Below are 23,933 nucleotides of genomic sequence, written 5' to 3'. Positions count from 1 at the left end.
CAAAAAGTCCGCTTAGGTGGGCTTTTTTCTTTGCCTATTTTGGACAAATAAAAGTTTTTCTCGCACACAAAAAGAGCGTCTCCTAATCACAGGAAACGCTCTTTTTGAACAAAGATAAAAAATGGTGCTTATTTAATTTGACCCAAAGCTTTGGCCCTAGCGGTCTTTTCTTTTTCACTTTCCGTTTCGGGCAAGTTGATAATGTCTGCCAACGGATTGTTAAGTCGTTCTTCTTGGTCTACAATGCGTCCCATCTGAATGTCCTCCGTTTGTTCTTTTTTATATTATACCACGGCTGATTAAGGGAAGGTTAAAGGTCAAGTTTTCTTAGTCTTCTTGTGCTTGTCGTTCAAATAAGAGGGTGGTACCAGCCTTCGTTTGGTAACTAGCTTGGTCGATGTCATCATCCTCAACGTTTTGGACCAAAAAATCCACAGCCTTTGCCAAATTCACGATTAGAAGACCATTGACCTTTAAGTGGCTTAAGAGGACCTCAATTTGTCCTGTTAAGTCTTTTTGGTCTGGTTGGGCTTGGTCGGTATCGGCGCCATAGTCCAAAATGGCCAGGTCAAGCTTGGTAATCTTACCGATTTCTTGTAAGAGACTTGCTTGTGAAAGAGGACCGTTAATCACCGCTACCCGGTCTTGAAGACCAGCCATAAAGAGGGATGAGGCGGTGGCGTTAGCGGCCTCTTTTTGGTCGTGAAAACTTAGGACCTGACCAGTACTACCAACTCGACTAGCTAAGAACCGGGTATTCAATCCTTGGCCTGCAGCGCCATCGGCCACAAGGTCGCCGGTTTGGACTGTACTTTCCAAGGTGCTTTGGATGAATTGTCGGTTTGAAATTTGCATTTCTTACTCCACTTCTTTTTCTTCTTTCTAGTATAGCGGATTTATTGGGGCCTGTGCTATAATAAAGTTACTTTTCAACATTAGTAGCAATGGAAGAGCTTCAGAAAGTAGGCGGTGCTGCAAGCCTACCAACCAACATTGCGAACTCGGTTGGAGCACCTACCGGTGAAAGTTAGTAGTCGGTACGTTTAGCTGCGTTAAGGCTGGAACTAGGCTGGCTAATTTAGCTGGCAAAACGTAGGTGGTACCGCGGTAACAATCGCCCTATGTTAGGCTTTTTAAGTCTGACGTAGGGCTTTTTTATTTAGGGAGGAAGCAAATGGGATACGATCACCAAGGAATTGAAAAGAAGTGGCAGGGATTTTGGGACAAGGACCAGACCTTTAAGGCCGAAGATAAGTCGGACAAGGAAAAGTACTATGTCTTAGACATGTTCCCTTATCCATCTGGTCAGGGGTTGCACGTTGGCCACCCAGAAGGGTATACGGCCACTGATATTGTTTCACGGTACAAGCGGGCTCAAGGCTTTAACGTATTGCACCCAATGGGCTGGGATGCCTTTGGACTACCCGCTGAACAGTATGCTTTGAAGACTGGGAATAATCCAGCTACTTTTACGGACCAAAACATTCAAACCTTTAAGAACCAGGTTAAGTCCCTTGGCTTCTCATATGATTGGAACCGGGAAGTTAAGACGACAGACCCAAGTTATTACAAGTGGACCCAGTGGATCTTTGAAAAGCTCTATGAAATGGGCTTGGCTTACGAAGACGAAATCATGGTCAACTGGGCCCCTGATTTCCCAGGTGGTGGTTTGGTAGTTGCCAACGAAGAAGTGGTTAACGGTAAGACGGAACGTGGGGGTTACCCCGTTTACCGCAAGCCAATGAAGCAGTGGGTCTTGAAGATTACGGCCTATGCCGACCGCTTGATTGATGACTTAGATGACTTGGACTGGCCAGAAGCTATCAAAGAGCAGCAACGAAACTGGATTGGCCGGTCAATTGGTGCTTCAATCGTCTTTGACGTCGATGGTTCAGCTGATGAAAAAATTGAAGTTTTCTCAACCCGGGCTGACACGCTCTTCGGGGCTTCTTACTTGGTTTTGGCACCAGAACACGACCTGGTTGATAAGATCACCACAGCAGACCAAAAAGCTGCTGTAGCGGCGTACCAAGAAGAAATCGCTTCGAAGTCTGATTTGGAACGGACGGATTTGAACAAGGATAAGTCTGGAGTCTTCACTGGAGCATACGCTAAGAACCCTGTAAACGGTGACTTGGTCCCAATTTGGATTGCTGATTACGTCTTGGGTTCTTATGGAACTGGGGCTGTGATGGGTGTGCCTGCCCATGACCAACGCGATTATGACTTTGCCAAGAAGTTTGACCTGAAGATTACCCCTGTTATTGAAGGCGGTGATGTCGACAAGGAAGCTTATAGTGGCGAAGGGGTCCACATTAACTCTGGCTTCTTGGATGGCATGGACAAAAAAGAAGCCATCGACAAGATGATTGCCTGGTTGGAAGAACACGGCGCTGGTCAAAAGAAGGTCAACTACCGCTTGCGCGACTGGATTTTCTCTCGCCAACGCTATTGGGGTGAACCAATCCCTGTTATCCACTGGGAAGATGGTACTCAGACGTTAGTTCCCGAAAATGAGCTGCCACTCCGCCTGCCTGAATTGTCCCAAGAACAAATGAAGCCATCTGGAACGGGTGAGTCACCATTGGCCAACGCGACCGACTGGTTGGAAGTTACCCGTGAAGACGGCGTGAAGGGCCGTCGTGAAACCAACACAATGCCACAGTGGGCCGGCTCATCATGGTACTTCTTACGGTACTTAGACCCTCAAAACTCGGATGCCTTGGCGGCCGATGACAAGTTGGCTTACTGGAAGAACATCGACTTGTATGTTGGTGGGGCTGAACACGCAGTCTTGCACTTACTTTATGCCCGGTTCTGGAACAAGGTCTTGTACGACTTGGGCGTTGTGCATGAAAAAGAACCGTTCTACAAGTTGGTGAACCAAGGAATGATCCTTGGTGAAAACCATGAAAAGATGTCAAAGTCAAAGGGGAACGTTGTCAACCCCGATGATATCGTGAATGAGTACGGAGCTGATACTCTCCGGATTTATGAAATGTTCATGGGTCCTTTGACGCAAAACAAGCCTTGGTCTGAAGAAGGCGTGACCGGTTCACGGCGTTGGTTGGACCGCGTTTGGCGGTTGTTGGTCCAAGACGATGGTTCTTTGACGGACAAGTTAACCGACAAGACCGATGGGGACTTGAAGAAGGAATACAACCTAACAGTCAAGAAGGTGACGGAAGACTTGGAGAACTTGCACTTTAATACGGCAATTTCTTCTTTGATGGTCTTCGTTAATGACGCATATAAGGCAGAAGCTTTGCCACAGTCTTACATGGAAGGCTTTGTGCAAATGTTGGCACCGTTTGCGCCTCACTTGGCAGAAGAACTCTGGCAAAAATTGACGGGGTCAGCCCGGTCAATTGCCTATGTTGCTTGGCCAACTTATGATGAGAAGGCCTTGGTTGACGACAGCAAGGAAATCATTTTCCAAGTTAACGGTAAGGTTCGGTCAAAGCAGGTTTTGCCAACCGACGCCAGCCAAGATGACATGATTGCAGCTGCGAAGGCAGACGATAAGATTCAAAAGAATATCGAAGGGTTGGAAATCAAGAAGGTGATTGCCATTCCAGGTAAGTTCGTCAATATCGTTGCCAAGTAAGTTAAAAAATGGTATCTTGTGAATTAGCATTTTCAAGATTCATCCCGCCGTTAGGGCGGGGTACATATTATTAAAGGGGACATTGGGATGACCCAGGATCCAAAATTTAACGGCCGGCGAAGCGGCCAAAACGAAGAAAATGATGACCAGTATTTGAGTGCTGATGAACTGCTGGCTAAGTTGGAAGTCAACTTGCACCCACGGGGAAAACGTCGCAGGAAATCTTCCTTCTGGTCGAGAAAAAATGTAACCGACCAAGAAGAGGGACTAGAACCACGCCACCGCTCGAACCGGCAGAAACAGGGACAGGAAGAAGGTCGCCAGCCTTTTGCCGGAAACCAGAAACGTCACTTTGAAGACCAGCTGCAACAACCAACTTGGCCTGAAAGCAAAGACCAGCAAGCAGGTCAAACAGATTTCTTGGCAAACCAGGCTGCTGCTACCCTTGAACAAAGTGCTAGTGACCAACAGGCCCTGGAACAAACCCAGGGCGGTGGGAACAATGCACTGGTGAAGGGGTCTTTCTGGCTTTCACTTGGAAACATCGTTTCCCGTCTGTTAGGTGCCGCCTATGTCTTGCCTTGGTTGGCAATGCTTGGCGCAGCAGCTAACCAGGCTAACGCCTTGTTCTCACAAGGCTATAACATCTATGCCATCTTGCTTTCGATTGCGACCTTTGGCTTCCCATCGGCCATTTCGAAGGTAATGGCGCAGTTAATCGCCCAAAAAGACGAAAAGGGACTCTGGTCATTAACCAAGCAGTCATTGCAAATTGGGGTGGCCCTTGGCGTAGTTTTTGCGGCCTTGATGTACTTGGCCGCACCATTGCTATCCAATGGGAATGCCGAAGTTATCCCGGTCTTGCATTCCCTGGCACCAGCCGTCTTGGTTTTCCCAGCGATGTCAATGATTCGCGGAATCTTCCAAGGCCACCAATTGATGCACATTTCCGCTTTGTCGGATATTGTGGAACAAATTGGTCGGGTGGTTTACCTGTTAGTTGCCACGGTTATAGTCTTGCATGCCGACCCATCGAATTGGACGGGGGCAGTCGTCCAAGCGACCTTTGCCGCCTTTATCGGGGCTTTGTTCTCACTAGCAATCTTGGGTTATGGTTGGGTTCGCTACCAACGACTGATCCACCCTGTCGCTGGTGTGCCAAATGAACAAGCCACCTTGGCTCAAATGAGCCCATCAAATGCCGGCCGCACGCGGGCGCCACGCCGCCACCAAGCAGAGGGCATTCAAGAAGGCAACAAAGCCTTTGACATGGTCAAAAACATTTTAAAGGAGTCCTGGCCTTTTGTGATTATCGGGTCATCAACAAACCTATTCTTGTTTGTCGACCAGTACACCTTCTTCCCAGTGATGAAGGCTTTCTTCCACACCAGCATGGCTGACCTCCAGGTCCAATTCGCCCTGTTCTCGGCCAACCCGAATAAGTTGGTGATGATTGTGATTTCCTTTGCCACTAGTATTGCGGCGACGGCCTTGCCAATTTTGGCAGCCAAGAAGACTGCTGGAAACATGACCGAATTAAAGGACCAGTTGGTCTCAGTTCTGCGGTTGACCTCCTTGGTCTTGGTACCGTCAGCCTTGGGGATGTATGCGATTGCGGACCCACTCTACAAGTTCTTCTACCCAATTGACCATACGGCCAGAGCGGGCGTTTACTTGCTGCAGTTCTCAGCCGTTTTGACGGTGATTATGTCCTTCTTCATGCTCTTGGCCTTTGTTTTGCAGGCCCTGTCACATGGGAAAGAAGTGATGCGGGCCTTTGGATGGGGCCTACTCGTCAAAGTGCTTATCCAAGTGCCCTTGATTTTCTTGTTGCAGGGGATGGGGGCTTTGATTGCTACGGCCATTGGTCTTGGTTGGTCCTTGTACTTGATGCTCAAGTTCTTAAACGACCAGTACGGTGTTTCAGTTATGACGGTCAAAGACGACTTGCTAAAGATCTATGGGTCGTCTCTGGTGATGGCGGTGGGGGCCTTTCTCTTGGCTAGCTTCTCAGCCAAGTTCTTGGTGCCACTGGATGGCAAAATTGGAACCGGTTTAGCCACCTTCTTAGGGGTCTTTGGCGGTGTCGCTGTTTTGGCTGCCATGTACCGGTACTTCGGCTTGCTTTCAGCGGTCTTGTCCCGGGGTAAGAAGTCTAATTAAACTGAATCATTTAGCGAAATAAAGCGTTGCCAGCAGTCTTGCTGGGAACGCTTTTTGATTTGGTGAAATTTTCATTGAAAAATCGGTTGTTCAGACTGTTAAAAGCGCTTTTCTATGATATGATTGGCATTAGTGATAAATTTTATTGAAAGAGAGGGAAGGTCATGAAGTTTATGACGAAGTCTTTCCGTAAGGCTGTCTTGACAGTCATCATGTTCTGCTTGTCAGTGGCTTTGCAGGTTTTTGGGTTGAATTATTTCTTAATTCCAAATAGCATTTTTTCAGTTGGAATTAATGGAATTTCCCAACTGTTGTCGCTCTTTGTCATGGATTTTTTCCATATCAAGATTGCGACCGGGGTCTTCTTCTTAATCTTTAACATTCCAATTGGAATTTTTGGTTGGAAGATGATTGGTGGCAAGTTCACGATCCTGTCCTTTGTCAATGCGATGGTCGTGTCCGTTCTCTTGATTGTTGTCCCAGTTGAGCCGTTTACGACCCAGCCGCTGCTGGCAACCCTCTTTGGTGGGCTATTAGTGGGAGCTTCTGTCGGGCTGGCCTTCCGCTATGGTTTCTCAACTGGGGGCTTTGATATTATTGCCTTGGTTGTCCAAAAGCGGACAGGAAAGTCAATTGGGGCCTTTAATAACGCTGTTAACTTTGTCATCGTGATTATTGCTGGCTTCTTTATCGGTTGGCAAAACGCCTTGTACACCTTGATTGGCATCTACGCCACTGGTCGGGCAATCGATACCTTGTATACAGGTTACCAGAAGTTGACCGCCTTGATTGTGACCACCAAGGGTCCCGAAGTCATCGATGCCTTGCACCGGGACTTGATCCGCGGCATTACCATCCTGCCATCTGAAGGGGCTTATACCAAGCGCGAATCAACAACCTTGATGATGGTCCTATCCCGCTTTGAGCTATTTGAAATGCAAGAAGCAGTCCGCCAGGTCGACCCTCGAGCCTTCATTAACTTCTTATCAACGGTCTCTGTTGCTGGGGAGTTCTTGGATGCTGACCGGCAATTACAAATGAAAAAGTCACTGGGCCCTAAGGCTGTGACGATTGATGCCCAATTGGAGGCGGAGCAGCAGTTAGCTGACCAGTTAGAGCAACTCAAAGGAGAGGACTAGGTCCTCTTTTTTTGTAACATGAATGTTCGGAATTTGTTATTGCTAAATGAGAAAAAAGCAGGTACAATTATGGATAATAATTTACCAGAAATTTACAGATATATCGCTGGAAAATGGCCAGCAGTCTCTACCGCGCCCCAAAAGTCGTGACTATCCGTGAATGCGAACTTTTTGAGTAAGCATTTTGCGGAGCTGTGGGCTGCAAAGTGCTTTTTTGATACGGTAATCTGGATGAGAGAGTGAGGAGAATCATGGCAGAATTTAACATCAAAAATAAGTTCGTCCCAATGGGTTTAACCTTTGAAGACATGAAAATGGCAACCCCTAACCATGAAAGCGTTGCAAAGAGCGACGTATCATTGGAGACGACTTTAACCCCAACTTTAAAGTTAAAGATTCCTTTGCTTTCCGCAGCAATGGATACGGTCACTGAAGCAAACTTCGCGATTACTTTGGCTCAATTTGGTGGTTTAGGTGTTGTTCATAAGAACATGACAATTGCCAACCAAGCAGCTGAAATCAAGAAGGTCAAGGACCAAGCAGTTGACTTAGCTAAGTTCCCAAACGCTGCTTTGGATGGTCAAGGTCGCTTGATTGTGGCGGGGGCCGTTGGTGTTACCAACGACACAGTTGACCGAGCCGGTGCCATGGTTGAAGCCGGTGCTGATGCCATTATTTTGGATTCTGCCCACGGTCATTCTGAAGGGGTTTTGCGGAAGGTCAGCGAAGTCAAGGCTGCCTTTCCTGAAGTAAACATCATTGCGGGAAACGTTGCCACTGAATCTGGGGCAGCTGCTTTGTACGATGCCGGTGCTGACGTTGTCAAAATTGGTATTGGACCTGGCTCAATTTGCACGACGCGAGTTGTTGCCGGAATCGGTGTCCCACAATTGTCTGCCATCCGTGACGCTGCTCGCGAAGCAAAGCGCCGTGGGAAGGCCATCATTGCTGACGGTGGTGCTAAGACCGCTGATGACATTATGAAGGCGATTGCCATTGGTGGTAACGCCGTCATGCTTGGTTCAATGTTCTCGGGAACCAAGGAAACGCCTGGTGAAGTCTTTGAAGAAAACGGTCAGAAGTTTAAGTTCTACCGTGGCATGGGCTCAATTGCCGCCATGGAAAACGGTTCAAAGGATCGCTACTTCCAAGGAGAAGTTAACGAAGCCAAGAAGATGGTTCCAGAAGGAATCGAAGCCCGAGTAGCCTACAAGGGAACTTTGGCTGACATCTTAGGACCAATCTTGGACCACATCGAAGGTGAAATGGCCGACATGGGCGTTAAGACCATCTCAGAAGCCATCGAACAGGGTGATAACGTCCAAAAGACGACCACTGCCTTTGATTACCAAGCTTCATTGTAAGAATCACTGCTTGCATGAATTGACTTTGACTTAGGAGATTTTGATGACAAATACAAATTCAAACCACGGCTTGGGTTACGATGAAACTTTGTTGGTCCCAGCCGCATCAAACGTTTTGCCTCACTTGGTTGAATTAGACAGCCACTTGGGTGCATTGAAGATTAACAACCCCTTGGCCGCTGCTAACTTGAGTGGTAACACCAAGGCTGCTGACTTGGCCTTGGCCGTTACTCAGTCTGGTGGCTTGGGCTTGGTACCAGCCTTAGAAGACGTTGACGACCAAGTGAAGGTTGTCAAGGAAGTCATGGCCGGGGAAGTTGACTTATCAGTCAACCCGCAGACTTTGACAACTGCTGCTGGTCACAATGCTGTCGGAGCCGAAATCTGGTTGGCCGCTGATGTTTTGGACCGGGCGAAGGCCTTGGTTGAAGCTGGCGTTTCAGCCTTGTTCGTTTACTTGAATGATACCGTTTCAGCCGCCGCCTTAGAGCAAATTAAGGAATTAAAGTTAGTTGCTGGTAACGCTGTTTTGGCTGTTGGTACGGTTGAAGATCCAGCCGTTGCCAAGAAACTCTTTGCTAACGGTGTCGATGCTGTGATTGCTGGCCGGTCAGTCAAGTCTGACTTGCCAGACGACATTCACTTCCCATTCTTGACGACCGTGATGGGGATTGTTGAAGTGGCAACGCCATTGAATAAGACGGTCATTGCCCAAGGTGGGATCCACTACTCTGGTGACGTGGTCAAGGCCTTGGCCGCTGGTGCCGATGTCGTGATGGTATCGGACTATTTGGCCAAAGAAGACGTGCCATCTGACGCCGTTTTCCAAATTGATGGTGGCTTGCGGGCTGGAATGGGGTATACTGGGTCACATACGGTCCTTGATTTGAAAGAAAAGGCCCAATTCGTCCAGATTACCGATAACGGTTTGAAGGAATCTCACCCACACGACGTGCAGATTACGAAGAAAGCACCGAACTACGTTGAACAAGAAAGAGACTAAGCCATGGCTACAGCTAATGACAAAATCTTAGTACTGGACTACGGGTCACAGTACAACCAACTAATTACACGGCGGGTCCGTGAATTAGGCGTCTTTTCTGAATTAAAGTCATCTAAGATGACTTTGGACGAGATTAAGGAATACAACCCTAAGGGAATCATCCTTTCTGGTGGTCCTAAGTCTGTTTATGATGACGATGCCTACACGATTGACCCTGAAATTTTCAAGATGGGCATCCCAGTTTTGGGTGTCTGCTACGGGATGCAATTAATGGCCCAACACTTGGGCGGGAAGGTTGAAGCAAACCCTGGGAACGGGGAATTCGGCCAAACCGTGATCAAGCAAACGGCTGCATCCAAGCTTTTCCAAGGAACGCCTGAAGAACAAGTGGTTTTGATGTCCCACTCGGACAACGTGACCAAGTTGCCAAAGGACTTCGTGGTCGCTGCTGGTTCTGACAAGACGCCAATTGCAGCGATTGCCAACGACAAGGACGCCTTGTATGGGGTCCAGTTCCACTCTGAAACCACTTTGTCAGAACATGGTCGCGAAATCATCAAGAACTTCGTGATCAATGTCGCCAAGGCCAACGCCTCATGGACGATGGCCGGCTTTATCGATGAACAAATCGAAAAAATCCGGGCTGAAGTTGGTAACAAGAAGGTCTTGCTTGGCCTTTCTGGTGGGGTTGACTCATCCGTTGTCGGGGTTTTGTTGCAAAAGGCCATCGGTGACCAGTTGACTTGTATCTTTGTCGACCACGGTTTGCTCCGGAAAAACGAAGCTCAACAGGTGATGGATATGTTGGGTGGCAAGTTTGGCTTGAACATCATTAAAGTCGATGCCCAAGACCGGTTCTTGTCAAAGTTGGCCGGTGTGACCGACCCTGAAAAGAAGCGGAAGATTATCGGTAATGAATTTATCGAAGTCTTTAATGACGAAGCTATTAAGTTGAAGGATGTTGACTTCTTAGCCCAGGGAACTCTGTATACTGATGTGATCGAATCAGGTACTGATACGGCTCAGACTATCAAGTCCCACCACAACGTTGGGGGCTTGCCTGAAGAAATGAACTTTACCTTGATTGAACCCTTGAACAAGTTGTTCAAGGACGAAGTTCGTGAACTTGGTGAAGAGTTGCAAATGGACCACGAACTTGTCTGGCGTCAGCCATTCCCAGGACCTGGTCTTGGAATCCGAGTGATGGGTGAAATCACGGAAGACCGGTTGAAGGTTGTCCGTGAATCCGACTTCATCTTGCGTGATGAAATTGCCAAGGCCGGCCTTGAAGGCGACGTTTGGCAGTACTTCACTGTCTTGACTCAAAACAAGTCGGTTGGGGTCATGGGTGATTACCGGACTTACGAATACACGGTTGCTGTCCGTGCCATCACCTCAATTGATGGCATGACCGCTGACTTTGCTCGGTTGCCATGGGATGTCTTACAAAAGGTCTCATCTCGAATCGTTAACGAAGTCGACCATATTAACCGCGTAGTCTACGATATTACTGCTAAGCCACCAGCAACGGTTGAGTGGGAATAATAGAATCATTAAATGAAAAGGTGTTTACCGAGTATTCGGTAAACACCTTTTTTGTCGTTTAAGGCAGAAACTAGTTTAGTTTGGCTGAAAATTAGAAAATTTTTTTAATTAAAATGGTTTTCTAAATTAGCGGGATTGGTGGCTTTCAACTAGAAAAAATTAGTGAAGATTAAACGAAAGTAAAACGATAAGAAAGGTAATTAGAGTAAATTATGGAGTACCAATTTCAAATGAGTTGTTGAGAATTGTAACAAAAACATTCACTTATTTTGTCAAAAAATTATAAAATAAGTTCTAATCTACGGGTTTTGTTCACAAAAACGAAACAAAAAGGTGTATACTACGGGTGTTATGAAATATATTTGTCATATATGTATTCTAAAACGGTTATATGTGACGAAATATGTCATTTGATATGTTAGCAATTGATGATGCGTTTAAAACCATCATCGGGGGAGAAAACAGATGGAAGACGTCAATAAAAGTCGGTTAATCAAGAAAGTTAAAATGGGCTCTGTGTTAGCAGTGGCAACTTTTTCAGTTGCAGGTATCAGTAATTTTACTACTAACCACCAAGGAATTGTACCAACGATGAAGGCATCGGCGGATACAACGACCGGAATGGATGGTTCGGTTTCTTATACTTATGATTCATCAACGAAGACTTTGACATATACGGGAACCGGATTATTAAGCAATACCGATTTATATGATTTGGTTGATGATATTAATAATAATGTCGAACACATTGTATTTAAGAATCCTGTTTCGTTACAAGGGGATGCTTCTAATAAGTTTGCTAATTTATCGGAACTTAATGATATCACAGGACTATCAGAATTAAATACTTCTGAGGTTACAAACATGTCTGGTATGTTCGCCTATACTGGTACTCAAAAATTGACTTCTCTTGATTTGTCTCATTTTAACACTAGCAATGTCACGAATATGAGTCATATGTTTGAGATGACCTCTATGAATTTAGATTTGTCAAATTTTGACACTAGTAAAGTTACGGATATGAGCTATATGTTTAATGACTCTAACGTAACCTCTGCATCTGTATCAAAGTTAAATACGTCATCCGTTACTAATATGCATTATATGTTTGGTAACCTTCAGAGTGGTACGTCATTAGATTTATCAAGTTTTGATACAAGTAAGGTCACAAATATGTCATTGATGTTTGGTCATAGTTCTAATTTAGTATCAATAAATTTATCAAGTTTTAATACTCATAACGTAACTGATATGGGTGCTATGTTTGGAGATTGTATTTCTTTAACAACTTTAACTTTACCACACAGCCCATTTTCTGAGGACTGCATCCAGCTTAATGGTAATAAAGTACAAGCTGTTGATAGTAGCAATGGTGGAACTACTTCTAACCCAATTGGAATGGTATGGAATCCTTCAGATTTCCTAACACTTATCTCAAGTGGTAACCAAGATGCAGATACTTATATTTTCTCATCAACTGATGATGCGTTGCCAACTACAACTACCCAACACAAGACTGTTAAGCGAACCATCAACTATAAGGATGCTTCTGGCAATATGATTTCTGGTCAAACACCAATTAAGCAGACGATTAATTACAGTCGTGAAATTCAGGTTGATAGCTCTGGTAAGACAGTTTATACGGGCAAGTGGACTGCTGATGACGAAACGAATAACCAGTTTGCTGCAGTCACAGTACCGACTGAAATCGATGGCAAGTACACGAATCCAACACACAATGGAACAGCTATCACAAGTGTTCCAGCCGAAACACCAACGTTGACGAGTGATACGAATGAGCAAGACGAAACATACGATGTAACTTATAGCGTGAAGAGTTCGAACTCTTCATCAAATAACGGTTCATCATCAAATGATAATGGAACTAATAATAACAGCGGTTCGTCATCATCAAAAAATGCCAATGATTCATCAGCTGCTAATGGCGCCGGAACAAGTGGGACCTCTTCAAAGAATACCTCAACCGGCAACAATTCTTCTGCCACAGCCACACCAACAGCAGCAACAACTACCAACACTGGTACCGGTTCTGACTATGACAGCGATGCAACTTTGCCAAAGACAGCAATGGAAAAGAACACTGTTAATACTGGTGTCCTTGCTGGACTAGCGCTGGCATTAGCAAGCTTGCTCTCAGTGATGGCTGTAAAGAAAGGAAAGAAATAATGGCAAATACAAAGAAAAATGATTTGATTAAAAAGGTGAAGATGGGTTCCGTCCTGGCGGTCGCTACTTTTTCAGTTGCCGGTATCAGTAACTTAGCAACGAACCACTATGGCATCACGCCAGCTATCAAGGCATCAGCCGATACAACGACTGGAACCGATGGTGCGGTTTCGTATACCTATGATGCATCAACGGGTACACTGACCTATACGGGAACAGGGCAGCTGAGTAGTACCAGGGTAAGTGACCTTGTTGGAAAAAATGTTCAACATATTGTTTTTAATGGCTCAGTTTCGATGCAAGGTTCGGCTGCTGGTAAATTTGCTGATTTGACTCAACTGAAAGATATCACTGGATTAAATAATTTAGACACCTCAGCAATCACCGATATGTCTCGGATGTTTTATGGCGATTCTTCATTGACGTCATTAGATCTATCAAAGTTTGACACCGGAAATGTTACTAATATGTCTTTGATGTTTTATAATGATTCTTCATTAACGTCATTAGATGTGTCAAAGTTTAATACTAGTAATGTCACAAGCATGAATCATATGTTTGGCTCAGATTCATCTTTGACGTCGTTGAATGTATCGAACTTTAATACAGGTAAAGTGACTGATATGAATGGTATGTTTGCGGGATGTAATGCATTGACGTCATTAAATGTATCGAATTTCGATACTAGTAATGTTACGGATATGGGTTCAATGTTTAACAGCCTTTCATCTTTGACGTCATTAGATTTGTCCAACTTTAATACGAGTAACGTTACAGATATGGATTCGATGTTTACCAATTCTTATGCATTAGCATCACTGGATGTATCAAAGTTTAATACCAGTAAGGTGACTGATATGCACCAAATGTTCAACGGCTTGACATCATTGACGTCATTGGACGTATCCAACTTTAATACTAGCAATGTTACCGATATGTCTTGGATGTTTGAAAATGCTTCTTCATTGACATCATTGAATTTATCAAACTTTGATACTAGCAAAGTTACTAATATGAATTTAATGTTTGGTTTTATGGGGTCATTAAAGTATTTGAATTTGTCAAACTTTAATACAAGCAATGTGACAAATTTCTTAGATATGTTTTATTATGTTGGAAATAGCCAGTTATTCTATATTACGTTGCCTCATACTCACTTTCAGTATGGTATGGGAAGTGCCACAAAAACTACCACAGGGGCTGGACTAGCTGCCAAGTATAATAGTGTCCAAGCCGAAGATACAAACAGTGGTGGAACTGATGCTAATCCACTTGGAAAAGTCATGAGTGTCTCTGATTATCAGACTCTTTTTGATACAGGATCTCAAACGGCTGATACTTATATCTGGTCAAATAGTAGTATTGTGACCCAACACAAGACGGTTACTCGGACAATTAATTATAAGAATACTTCTGGTAATGTGATTTCTGGTACGACACCAATCGTTCAAAAGATTACCTACAGTCGTACTGCGGTGGTAAATGGTAATGGTCAAACCGTTTCGACCGATTCATGGGTAGCTGATGATTCATCAAATACACAATTTTCCGCCTCTGATGTGCCATCGACTTTGAATGATGGGAAGTACATTAACCCAACGCATAACGGCTCATCAGTGACTTCGGTTGCCGCTGAGACACCAACGTTGACGAATGATACTAAGGAACAAGATGAAACTTATGATGTGACTTATAGTGATGCTACGTCAACTGTTACTCCGGATAACCCAGGTTCTGCTGATGTTAATCAGTTGAAGAAGACGGTTACTCGGACAATTAAGTTTGCTGATCAAAACGGTAATAACTTGTCAGATGCTGTTACTCAAACAGTTGTCTTTGCTCGTACCGCAACAGTGGACAACGTGACTGGTGCTATCACTTATAACAACGATTGGCACGTGATTAGCTCTGCTTCAAACATGCCAGTTGTCGATGTGCCATCAACACAAAAGAATGGTACTTACGTTAACCCAATGATTGATGGTAAGGGTACAACCGTGACGACGGTTCCTGAAGCTGATGTTGATGAAAACAGTTCTGATTCAACGATTACAATCGTCTATGAACCAAAGACTTCAACGTTGACACCATCAAATCCTGGTAAGGCTGATGTGAGTCAGTTTACGAAGACGGTTACTCGGACAATCAAGTTTGTCGATGCTAATGGTAATACTTTGGCAGACCCTGTCACTGAAACGGTTACTTTGCAACAGACTGCAACGCTCGATAACACCACTGGTACTATTACATTTAACGGTGATTGGACTGTAACTGGTACAACGACTAACTTTGCTAGTGTTGATATTCCATCGACTCAAAAGGATGGTGCATACGTCAACCCAACCATCAATGGTTCAGCTGCTAGTTCAGTAGCTGAAGCAGATGTGAATGGTGATACGACGGACTCAACTGTTACAGTTGTTTATGGACCAAAGACTTCAACGTTGACACCGTCGAACCCAGGTAAGGCTGATGCAAGTCAGTTGACCAAGACAGTTACTCGGACAATCAAGTTTGTCGATGCCAATGGCAATACTTTGGCAGACCCTGTGACTGAAACAGTAACGTTGAACCGGACAGCTACGGTTGATAACACTACAGGGGCTATCACTTATAACAACGATTGGGCAGTTGTTGGAACGACCACTAACTTCGCTAGTGTCAACATTCCATCAACCCAGAAGGATGGCGCATACGTCAACCCAACCATCAATGGTTCAGTCGCTAGTTCAGTAGCTGAAGCAGATGTGAATGGTGATACAACGGACTCAACTGTAACGGTTGTATACGCTGCTAAGAGTTCAACTGATAATGGTAATGGTGGCTCTTCGAACAATGGTGGTTCGTCAAACAACGGTGGTTCTTCATCTAATAATGGTTCTTCATCTAATAATGGTTCCTCAACTGACAATGATGGTTCATCATCAAATGGAACGGCTTCCAATACCGCAGCTTCAGGAAACGAATCAGCTTCTAAGCTGACACCTACTGTAGCAACAACGAGTTCAAATACTGGAACTGGTTCTGATGATGGTGATGCTGACTTACCAAAGACTGCAATGGAAAAGGACACAGTTAATACTGGGGCTCTGGCTGCTTTGGCATTAACCGTCGCTAGCTTCTTCGCATTCGTTGGTGGTAAGAAAAACCATAAGAAGGATTAGTCGTTAAGGTATTACAATTAAAATTGGTCCTAGCTTATTAGTGAAAACTAGTAAGGTCTCTTCTTTGTTCTTAGCAAATTAATGATATTAGCCTGGGGCCAAGACAAGCAGTCCGCCAATTCAAGCAATAATAAATTAATAGTCATAGTTACACCTAAAAAGAATTGGCAGCCCGAGAGGGCCTGTTTGTACATAGAAAGCAACCAAGAAATTGGTTGCTTTTTTCTTGATAAGTTATAACGGTAGAAACAAATGAAATATATTATGTAATTAAAGTAACCTTTATGTGTATTATATGTTACAATAGTTATGTAAAAGAAATTAAAAAGTGTGTATAAAACTATGAAAGGGGAAGGACCATGCGTCTTTCATATGAAAAGAAAACACAACCAATTTTACGAAAGGTAAAGAAGCAATGGGTAGTTGTCCTATTGGCGACTTCCGCTCTGATTGGGGCGGGGGCAGTTGTTGATACTTTTCAACCATTTTTTGCTTCAGCTGATCAAGCAACGATTCAAGGACTAGCAGATGGGGACTATTCTTATACGAATCCTGGTTCTGTTAACCAAAAAGAATTTGTTAAGACAGTCCAAGCTAACTATACTGTTACAGTTAATGGACAGAATCCAAAAACTTACCACGAATCTGGTGTGATGTACCGGCACTTAATTGTAAAGACAGATAGCACTGGTACGCACCAATACTGGACTGAATGGGCAGTGGATGCTTCTCAATCAAACGGTTATTCAACGGCGGATGCCAACACGACTCACACTGACCGTGGTTGGGACAATATTGATACCGGCTTGAATAGTTCGAAGTATGATTTTGACACTAAAAGTTCCTCATCAAATTCGGATATTAAAAATGATGCACTAACCTATACGGATGACCAGGGAAACTACCATATTGCGACTGTCTGGACCGGCTATAAAAGCGAAACCAACCCACAAATGGTTGATGGCTACTATATTTCAACAGAAGCCGATGATTCTGATGCTGTGGGAAACCCAGACTTTTACGCGAACTACGTGGTAAATGTGAATTTCAATGATAAACTTGGCACGATTACGCCGGCTAACCGGCCAGATAATGTTCCGGTGTCTGATTTTGACACACAAAAGACGCGGACGATTCACTATGTTGATCAGGTCACAGGAAAAGAAATTCAAGCTCCAACGGTTCAATCCTTAACGATGGAGCGCTGGGCTACTTATGATTATGCAACGGGTGAAGTGATTAACTGGGGGAACCCAGCATTCTTGGTAGATGGACAGTTGGTACCAACGGCTACCTATCCTTCATTACAGGCACCTGACCTGTCAAACCAGGGCTATGTCACTCCGAGTCAAACTAGCATAGACCAGGAAACTATCCAACAAAGCCAAGATAATCAAGATATCACAATTTACTACCAACACAAGACACGTCCCGTGACTGATGCTGATAACCCTGATACCAGTCGGCAAGTAAGTCGAACAATTAAACTGCAAAGTCAAGATGGTGTTTCACTTGGTGAAACCAAGCAGGTGGTTACTTTTACTCGAAAAGCTCTGTACTATGACGAAGCAACCAAGGAAATTGTTTATGGCGACTGGCAGGCTAGTAATGGTAGTCAATGGTCAGCCTATACGGCTCCAGCTGAAGTTGGCTATGATAATCCAACGCCAACGACGATTGATTCAAAGAATGTGACGGTTGATTCGGCAGATGAAACTGACACGGTTACCTATCAAAAGGCAGCTAGCCATGACAGCAATTCTGATAATGACAGTGGCTCTTCTAATACTTTTAATATTAACGGCTTAACCGGGGGTGGTAGTCATAACCTAGCTGGTTTAGCAAGCAATTTAATTCAAACGAATAGGGACAAGAATAACCTATTCGATGAAGAAGAGGGTGAAGACCAAGACTTGACCTTACCTAGTACTGGTGGGCTAATGAATGCGAGTCAGGCAGACGATACTGAAAGCGATGACGAAAGCTTGATGTTGCCCAAGACTGCTAAAGAGATGGTTAAAAATGACTGGTGGAAGGTGATTATCACGCTGACGATTACCCTTGGCATTGCCTTTGTTGTTTGGGAACCAGGCAAGAATAAGCGAAATCATGAATAGTTATTGGTATTAGATTTTATGACTTTTTAATGAAACGTAAGTAACTTATTTGACATATAAAGTAATCTTTACTACAATGACCACAAATGTTGTAGGAAGGCGACCATGAGAGGTGTAAATGATTAAAGAGCAAAAAAACTATAAATTGTATAAAGCAAAGAAACTTTGGATAACCGCTTTGGCCGGCTTTGCCTTGTTTACTGTGAGTGCAGGAATGCAGGTTGTTCATGCTGACAGTACTGGTAGTAATTCATCCGCTAGCCAATCGACTAGTAGTGCAGTAACCAGTGATGACTTGCCAGTGACGGTCACTAAGGACAATTTCTTACAGTACTTTAACTTGGGTGGCTCGGCTACTTATGATAATAATACGAATGTTACGACTTTAACCCAAGATACCAACGGCCAAGATGGAAACATCACTCTAAAAACCAAGATTAATGCCAATGATGTCTTTACGATTAAGGGAACTATCAACATTGGAACAAAACTTAATAGCAGTTCGGGTGGAGATGGGATTGGAATCGCCTTCCATCACGGGACTGATGGTGCCATTGGTTATGATGGTGGCGGAATCTCCGTTAAGGGATTACCTAAGTCATCTGGCTTTGTTTTTGATACCTGGATTTTAAACCCTGGTGATTATAGTTCGTTTAATAAGACTGCTTCAAATAACGGACCATATGTATCGGGATTTCATAGTGATACTGATCAGACAGATCGTAACGATCCTTTCCGGTATGCTGGTAATCCATACTTTATCAATGCATCGGATGTTTCTGGTAAGGATGTCCCATTTACCCTAACTTATGATGGTAATGGTAACATGACTTTGGAGTATCTGGGTCAAAAGATGACAATTCCTGTTACTGATTATCAAGATCCTCTATCACTGTCAATTGGAGCTTCAACAGGGGCAAGTTCGAACTTACAAACAGTTTCGATTGATTCCTTTACTTTTGTTCCTGCCCAAAGTAACACGGTCTCGCGGACGATTAACTACGTTGATCAAAATGGCAATAAGATTGCTTCATCAACCGTTCAGCAGGCAACCTATCGTCGGACAGCCTCGTTAGTCAACGGCGAACCAGTTTATACTGACTGGCAGTTGGTTGATGGTGACCCTAACTTTAGTTCCGTGACGGCACCAACAATTGACGGTTATACAGTGCAGTCTGGTCAAGCAACTAGTTATGGTCAAGAAACTGTTGATGAACACTCTGGTAACACGGAATACAATGTCGTTTATGCGGCTAACACTGGTCAAACGAACTTAAACGTCCAAGATAGTACAATTGTGGCTGGACCAAGCGCTAAGTGGACTAGCTCCGATAACTTCTTAAGTGCGGTTGATAAGGACGGTAGTTCAGTTTCAGTCGATAAGACGAAGGTTAGTGGCAACGTTGATCCAACCACTCCTGGCAAATATCCTGTAACTTATTTCTATACGGATTCATCAGGGAACGCGGTTACAAAGACGGCTACTGTGACTGTTGTCGCAAGTCAAGTTGCTTTGAATACTAAAAATAGTGTGATTAAAGTCGGAACCAAGTGGACTGCTGGTGACAATATCACATCGGCTACTGATGGTAATGGTAGTTCGTTGGATTTGAAAAATGTCCAAGTCAGTGGAACGGTTGATACCAATACACCAGGCAAGTACCCAGTAACATACACCTATACTGATGCAAGTGGTAATAAGGTTACTAAGACAGCCACTGTGACGGTTGTGGATGCCAATGCGACGGTTGAGGGTCAGTTATCAGTTAAAGATACTTCCTTGATCGCTGGTCCAAATACTACTTGGAACTCAACGGATAATCTTACTTCGGTCGTTGATGAAAATGGCAATGCAGTGGACCCAAGTAAGGTTCAAGTCAGTGGAACGGTTGATACTAAGACCCCAGGTGAGTATCCAGTAACTTACACCTATACTGATGGCAACGGCAACCAAATCAAGAAGACAGCCACAGTAACGGTTTCGGCACCAAAGACCGCTTTGGATGTTAAAAGCACAACTTTGGTAGCCGGCTCGAGCTGGGCTTCTTCTGATAACCTAGTCGATGTTAAAGATGAAAACGGCAATGCAGTTGACCCAAGTAAGGTTACCGTCGACGGTTCTGTTAATACCAGTACGCCAGGAACTTACCAAGTTCACTATTCTTACACGGACGGCGTTGGTAATGTTGTGACGAAGACCGCAACGGTAATTGTCACTGCTAATACTGTCAAGAGTGGCTTGTCGGTCAAGGATAGTACGATTGCATATGGTACTACTTGGAGTGCCGGTGATAACTTCATCCAGGCAACTGATGACAACGGTCAATCAGTTGATTTCAGCAAGGTTCAAGTCAGTGGAACGGTTGACACAACCAAGCCTGGCCAATACCCAGTAACTTATACCTATACTAGTGATAATGGAACCAAGTATAGCCAAACGGCTATCGTAACGGTTTTGCCTAAGATGGTCCAAAGCTCTTTGGTTGTCAAAGATAGTACCCTTAATAAGGGGGATACTTGGAACCCAACGGATAACATTAGCTCAGTCGTTGATACTAATGGCCAAGCAGTTGATCCATCTAAGGTTCAGGTTAATGGAACAGTTGATACCTCTAAGGCTGGTCACTATACTGTAACTTATACCTTTGTTGATAGTGATGGTAATACTTACTCTAAGCAAGCAATCATCACAGTGAATGACCCAAATGCCAATGCTAGTGATAGCAGTTCAAGCAATGGTTCTTCATCAAATAGTGGTAGTGGTTCACAGAATAATAATGCCAATAGTGCTACTTCAACGACAAATAATAGCAATACTGGACAAAATTCAGGTGGTACTGTCAAGAGTAGTAACGCTAATACCGGAAAGTCAGATTCTGATAATCAAAGTAATGATTCGTCAGATGAGTGGGATGAACTTCCTAAGACAGCTAAAGTAGCTGTTGGTACTTCGGCTATCTCTGTTCTTGCTATCACGGTAGTAGGCGGATTGGCACTGACGTATCGACAATTGAAAAAGCATCAAGACTAATTAAAAAAATAGTTCTTGGGTAAGAAAGGAATAACCTAGCAAGGTTGTTCCTTTTTCTATTCCAATCTATCCTTCTAAATTAAACAAATGTTTCGTTGGTGTTGCAAAAGTGTATACTAAAAATGTAACGGGAGAAATGATAGAGGAATAGGAGAAAAGTTTAAAATGAAACAGTCAATCTTGTATACGGCAATTGGTGCCGCCTTGGTCCTTGGTGGTGGAGGAGCAGCTGTGATGGCCAGTAATAATGGTAATCACCATGATGTCGCTAAGACGAGTTCTTCAAGCAAGAGTAAGAAGTCATCGTCAAGTCAAGCTAGCAGTAGCAATGTATCAAGTGTTAGCTCCAGTTCGGTGGCGAGTTCAAGCAGCTCTGCTAGCTCAACTAGTAAGGATGCCTTTCGTTCATTAAGTCAAGCTGATCAATTAGCAACTTTGACTTATTACTTTTCAACTAGTTCGGATGGTAATGGCTATCTTTCTAGTCACTACACCGTTTATGAAGGGGTTGCTAATATGATTGGCATCATTGACGACGCTGATATTACTGGTGGTGCCTTTGGCCACACGGTCGTCTTTGGTGATAATCAAAATGGTTATACTGAGTATTTGGCATCGACCACTTCAGAAGATGATGCTGGTATGAATAGTAGTAACACCTATTGGAAGGTTAACAAGACCGTCAGTGATGACGATTTGATGCAAACTTATGACAATAATAAGGATAAGATTACTCAACTCGAAAGCAATATTGACTTGTCCAAGTTGGGACAAGACTACCCATACTTGACGATGAAGCAGACAAGTATGCCAAAGTAGCAGATAGTTGGAAAAGAAGACGATTGGTTATTGAACCGATCGTTCTTTTTTTGGTTGGCAAATTGACAACGGATTATTAAGTTGCTAAAATTTAGTGTAGAAATGGTACCTAATGGTATACAAAACTTGAAAGGAGTTTACCATGGCAAGTACACAAGTCCATTTTCGAGTAAATACACAAGAAAAAGAAAAATTCGATAAGACCTTTGAAGCAATGGGGATGAGTAGTACCGAGGGGTATAAGCTATTCATGCGTAAAGTAATCGAAACAGGTACGATTCCTTTTGAGGTTGGTGTTCCAAATGAGCGTCTGCAAGAATCAATTAAGAGTCAAAATTATGTTGGGTTTGATACGCCTGAAGAAGGGTTAGATTATTTAAATGACTAACTATCGCCCCTTTTTTGAGAGTAAATTTAAGCAACGGTACAAAAAAATTGTTAAAGGTGGGCGGTATAAGAAAGCTGACTTTGAAATCGTTTATCGCAAGTTATTGAACGATGAACCGTTGGAGAGCCACTATAATGACCATGGCCTAACTAATCGAAAACCGGAACGGGAATTGCACATTAAACCAGATTGGTTACTGATTTATAAGTATGATGGTGATACCGTTCGATTTATTGATACGGGGTCACATGCGGACTTGTTTAGTTAAATTAATGAATAATTATAAAGGAGCATTTAACTTGACGGTTAAATGCTTTTTAGTTTGAGTTTCAAAGAAACAATCTAAATTACAACTTAGCAAAAAATATCAGAAAAAGTGTTTAACCAGTGTAGTTGGATATCTTTTATTTTTGTGAATGAATTGTGATATCAAAAATTTGTTGTTGAGGAAGGTAAGAAAATACATTGGGAATTTTACGAATATGTAGTGTGGCAGGAATGTATAATTCCGCAGACTCGCAAAATCCAAGAATAATCATGTGACTCGAATTAGGATAACCCGGAATAATCACTTCGATATTTTTTAATCTTTTCGGAATGGTCCGATTTAATATTAAAGTTTGTGCTTTTCTTGAGTAAAAGACATCTTCAAGAAAATAATAACTTTTCATGCGATTTTCAATCAAGTAGAAATTTGAATCGTGTTCGATGATTGTTGAAGTTAATTTTTTATTTTTTATTGACTTAATAATTTTGCTAGCAGAATTATCGGTTACGTTGAGTTTATTAAGCCCTAACAGATGCGGTAAATTTTTAATATTAAAGATTATTTTATATTCTTTTGCCTTGGTAGAAACAATCGCAGTATGGTTATGAAATTTTCTTTCAAAATCATTGAATAGTTCTTGCATAATTTATTTCCAGGCTAAAAGGTAACATAAGATTCAATTTTATATGTATTGTCAGCGAATCGTAGAAGTCACGACTGAGACGTCCTCCACTTTAACCTAGTGGCAAGGAACATATTGCTGACCAAATATGCCGAAGCAAGTGACATGCTTTCTTGCCTATATTTTAACAGCTTTATTTGAACCTTCAATAGGACAATTGTATAACATCTCTCACAAACGCTAAAAGTGCTTACTCGGGATAGATTAATTCAATTCGGCTTGTTAAAGGATGACAGTGAATTAGTTAAGTTAAATGATGAATGGCAAAGGCAATTTAATTAATATTTATAGCAAAAGACCGTCCAATCATGACGTATACCCCGAAAGTTAAAGTACTTTCGGGGTATTTTTATGACTAAAATTTCGATAGAAACTAAAGTACAGGCAATTAACGAATGTTTATCGCATCAAAATTCAATTAGTGCTATTGCAAAAAAATATGGCCTCCAACGGTCA

At 43.2% G+C, this 23,933-nt stretch carries 16 protein-coding genes, 1 riboswitch and 1 other annotated feature; of the genes, 13 read left to right on the top strand and 3 right to left on the bottom strand.

All coding sequences use genetic code 11. The annotated features are described in order from the left end of the window. Nucleotides 1–128: 128 nt before the first annotated feature. Both AC5162_RS03730 and AC5162_RS03725 read right to left on the bottom strand, forming a co-directional pair. Nucleotides 129–254 (bottom strand): hypothetical protein, encoded by a 126-nt coding sequence (locus tag AC5162_RS03730; protein WP_496533910.1) that lies wholly within the window; start codon nt 252–254, stop codon nt 129–131. A gap of 73 nt (nt 255–327) precedes the next feature. After that, nucleotides 328–855 carry an SAM-dependent methyltransferase gene (locus tag AC5162_RS03725; RefSeq protein WP_496533909.1) on the bottom strand — a complete coding sequence of 176 codons (528 nt, stop codon included), beginning with the start codon at nt 853–855 and terminating at the stop codon, nt 328–330. A 60-nt stretch (nt 856–915) separates the two neighbouring features. Then, nucleotides 916–1,125, top strand: a binding site (T-box leader). 49 nt (nt 1,126–1,174) lie between these two features. Here AC5162_RS03725 and leuS point away from each other — a divergent pair. The 13 genes from leuS to AC5162_RS03660 all read left to right on the top strand — a co-directional run bounded on the left by leuS (nt 1,175) and on the right by AC5162_RS03660 (nt 22,795). Then, complete coding sequence (leuS, locus tag AC5162_RS03720; RefSeq protein ID WP_496533908.1) at nt 1,175–3,607, top strand: leucine--tRNA ligase; 2,433 nt, start codon at nt 1,175–1,177, stop codon at nt 3,605–3,607. Between the two features lie 87 nt (nt 3,608–3,694). After that, the gene (locus AC5162_RS03715) at nt 3,695–5,770 is read left to right on the top strand and encodes a putative polysaccharide biosynthesis protein (RefSeq protein ID WP_496533907.1); all 2,076 of its coding nucleotides are present in this window, start codon (nt 3,695–3,697) and stop codon (nt 5,768–5,770) included. Between the two features lie 164 nt (nt 5,771–5,934). After that, the gene (locus tag AC5162_RS03710) at nt 5,935–6,909 is read left to right on the top strand and encodes a YitT family protein (protein ID WP_496533906.1); all 975 of its coding nucleotides are present in this window, start codon (nt 5,935–5,937) and stop codon (nt 6,907–6,909) included. Between the two features lie 76 nt (nt 6,910–6,985). Further along, nucleotides 6,986–7,082, top strand: a riboswitch (purine riboswitch). Between the two features lie 78 nt (nt 7,083–7,160). Beyond that, nucleotides 7,161–8,273: an IMP dehydrogenase gene (guaB, locus tag AC5162_RS03705; RefSeq protein ID WP_496533905.1), complete on the top strand. Its 1,113-nt coding sequence runs from the start codon at nt 7,161–7,163 to the stop codon at nt 8,271–8,273. A 43-nt stretch (nt 8,274–8,316) separates the two neighbouring features. Next, entirely contained in the window at nt 8,317–9,276 is a 960-nt protein-coding gene (locus AC5162_RS03700; protein WP_496533904.1) for an IMP dehydrogenase, read from the top strand. 3 nt (nt 9,277–9,279) lie between these two features. Further along, entirely contained in the window at nt 9,280–10,821 is a 1,542-nt protein-coding gene (gene guaA, locus AC5162_RS03695) for a glutamine-hydrolyzing GMP synthase (RefSeq protein WP_496533903.1), read from the top strand. A 465-nt stretch (nt 10,822–11,286) separates the two neighbouring features. Continuing rightward, nucleotides 11,287–13,008 carry a BspA family leucine-rich repeat surface protein gene (locus AC5162_RS03690; protein ID WP_496533902.1) on the top strand — a complete coding sequence of 574 codons (1,722 nt, stop codon included), beginning with the start codon at nt 11,287–11,289 and terminating at the stop codon, nt 13,006–13,008. Next, nucleotides 13,008–16,172 carry a BspA family leucine-rich repeat surface protein gene (locus AC5162_RS03685; RefSeq protein ID WP_496533901.1) on the top strand — a complete coding sequence of 1,055 codons (3,165 nt, stop codon included), beginning with the start codon at nt 13,008–13,010 and terminating at the stop codon, nt 16,170–16,172. Before AC5162_RS03690 ends, AC5162_RS03685 begins: the two co-directional genes overlap by 1 nt. Nucleotides 16,173–16,531: 359 nt before the next feature. Beyond that, nucleotides 16,532–18,289 (top strand): mucin-binding protein, encoded by a 1,758-nt coding sequence (locus AC5162_RS03680; protein WP_496533900.1) that lies wholly within the window; start codon nt 16,532–16,534, stop codon nt 18,287–18,289. A gap of 118 nt (nt 18,290–18,407) precedes the next feature. Further along, the gene (locus AC5162_RS03675; protein WP_496533899.1) at nt 18,408–21,320 is read left to right on the top strand and encodes a bacterial Ig-like domain-containing protein; all 2,913 of its coding nucleotides are present in this window, start codon (nt 18,408–18,410) and stop codon (nt 21,318–21,320) included. A 165-nt stretch (nt 21,321–21,485) separates the two neighbouring features. Then, nucleotides 21,486–22,139, top strand: coding sequence for a hypothetical protein (locus AC5162_RS03670; protein WP_496533898.1), 654 nt, complete (start codon nt 21,486–21,488; stop codon nt 22,137–22,139). A 142-nt stretch (nt 22,140–22,281) separates the two neighbouring features. Beyond that, nucleotides 22,282–22,527: a type II toxin-antitoxin system RelB/DinJ family antitoxin gene (locus AC5162_RS03665; protein WP_496533897.1), complete on the top strand. Its 246-nt coding sequence runs from the start codon at nt 22,282–22,284 to the stop codon at nt 22,525–22,527. Then, a complete protein-coding gene (locus tag AC5162_RS03660; protein WP_496533896.1) occupies nt 22,520–22,795 on the top strand; it encodes a type II toxin-antitoxin system YafQ family toxin in 276 nt (91 codons plus the stop codon). The genes AC5162_RS03665 and AC5162_RS03660 overlap by 8 nt, the downstream gene beginning before the upstream one ends. Nucleotides 22,796–22,931: 136 nt before the next feature. On the opposite strand, the gene AC5162_RS03655 is transcribed toward AC5162_RS03660, so the two are convergent. After that, nucleotides 22,932–23,438: a PBECR4 domain-containing protein gene (locus AC5162_RS03655; RefSeq protein ID WP_496533895.1), complete on the bottom strand. Its 507-nt coding sequence runs from the start codon at nt 23,436–23,438 to the stop codon at nt 22,932–22,934. Nucleotides 23,439–23,933 lie beyond the last annotated feature (495 nt).

Source organism: Fructobacillus sp. ChS1-6f1-1-27 (assembly GCF_059579415.1).
This window is presented reverse-complemented; position numbering and strand designations above follow the sequence as displayed.

Coding starts and splice junctions, on each gene's coding strand:
- AC5162_RS03730 (WP_496533910.1), bottom strand. CDS start 254: ATGGGACGCATTGTAGACCAAGAAGAACGACTTAACAATCCGTTGGCA.
- AC5162_RS03725 (WP_496533909.1), bottom strand. CDS start 855: ATGCAAATTTCAAACCGACAATTCATCCAAAGCACCTTGGAAAGTACA.
- leuS (WP_496533908.1), top strand. CDS start 1,175: ATGGGATACGATCACCAAGGAATTGAAAAGAAGTGGCAGGGATTTTGG.
- AC5162_RS03715 (WP_496533907.1), top strand. CDS start 3,695: ATGACCCAGGATCCAAAATTTAACGGCCGGCGAAGCGGCCAAAACGAA.
- AC5162_RS03710 (WP_496533906.1), top strand. CDS start 5,935: ATGAAGTTTATGACGAAGTCTTTCCGTAAGGCTGTCTTGACAGTCATC.
- guaB (WP_496533905.1), top strand. CDS start 7,161: ATGGCAGAATTTAACATCAAAAATAAGTTCGTCCCAATGGGTTTAACC.
- AC5162_RS03700 (WP_496533904.1), top strand. CDS start 8,317: ATGACAAATACAAATTCAAACCACGGCTTGGGTTACGATGAAACTTTG.
- guaA (WP_496533903.1), top strand. CDS start 9,280: ATGGCTACAGCTAATGACAAAATCTTAGTACTGGACTACGGGTCACAG.
- AC5162_RS03690 (WP_496533902.1), top strand. CDS start 11,287: ATGGAAGACGTCAATAAAAGTCGGTTAATCAAGAAAGTTAAAATGGGC.
- AC5162_RS03685 (WP_496533901.1), top strand. CDS start 13,008: ATGGCAAATACAAAGAAAAATGATTTGATTAAAAAGGTGAAGATGGGT.
- AC5162_RS03680 (WP_496533900.1), top strand. CDS start 16,532: ATGCGTCTTTCATATGAAAAGAAAACACAACCAATTTTACGAAAGGTA.
- AC5162_RS03675 (WP_496533899.1), top strand. CDS start 18,408: ATGATTAAAGAGCAAAAAAACTATAAATTGTATAAAGCAAAGAAACTT.
- AC5162_RS03670 (WP_496533898.1), top strand. CDS start 21,486: ATGAAACAGTCAATCTTGTATACGGCAATTGGTGCCGCCTTGGTCCTT.
- AC5162_RS03665 (WP_496533897.1), top strand. CDS start 22,282: ATGGCAAGTACACAAGTCCATTTTCGAGTAAATACACAAGAAAAAGAA.
- AC5162_RS03660 (WP_496533896.1), top strand. CDS start 22,520: ATGACTAACTATCGCCCCTTTTTTGAGAGTAAATTTAAGCAACGGTAC.
- AC5162_RS03655 (WP_496533895.1), bottom strand. CDS start 23,438: ATGCAAGAACTATTCAATGATTTTGAAAGAAAATTTCATAACCATACT.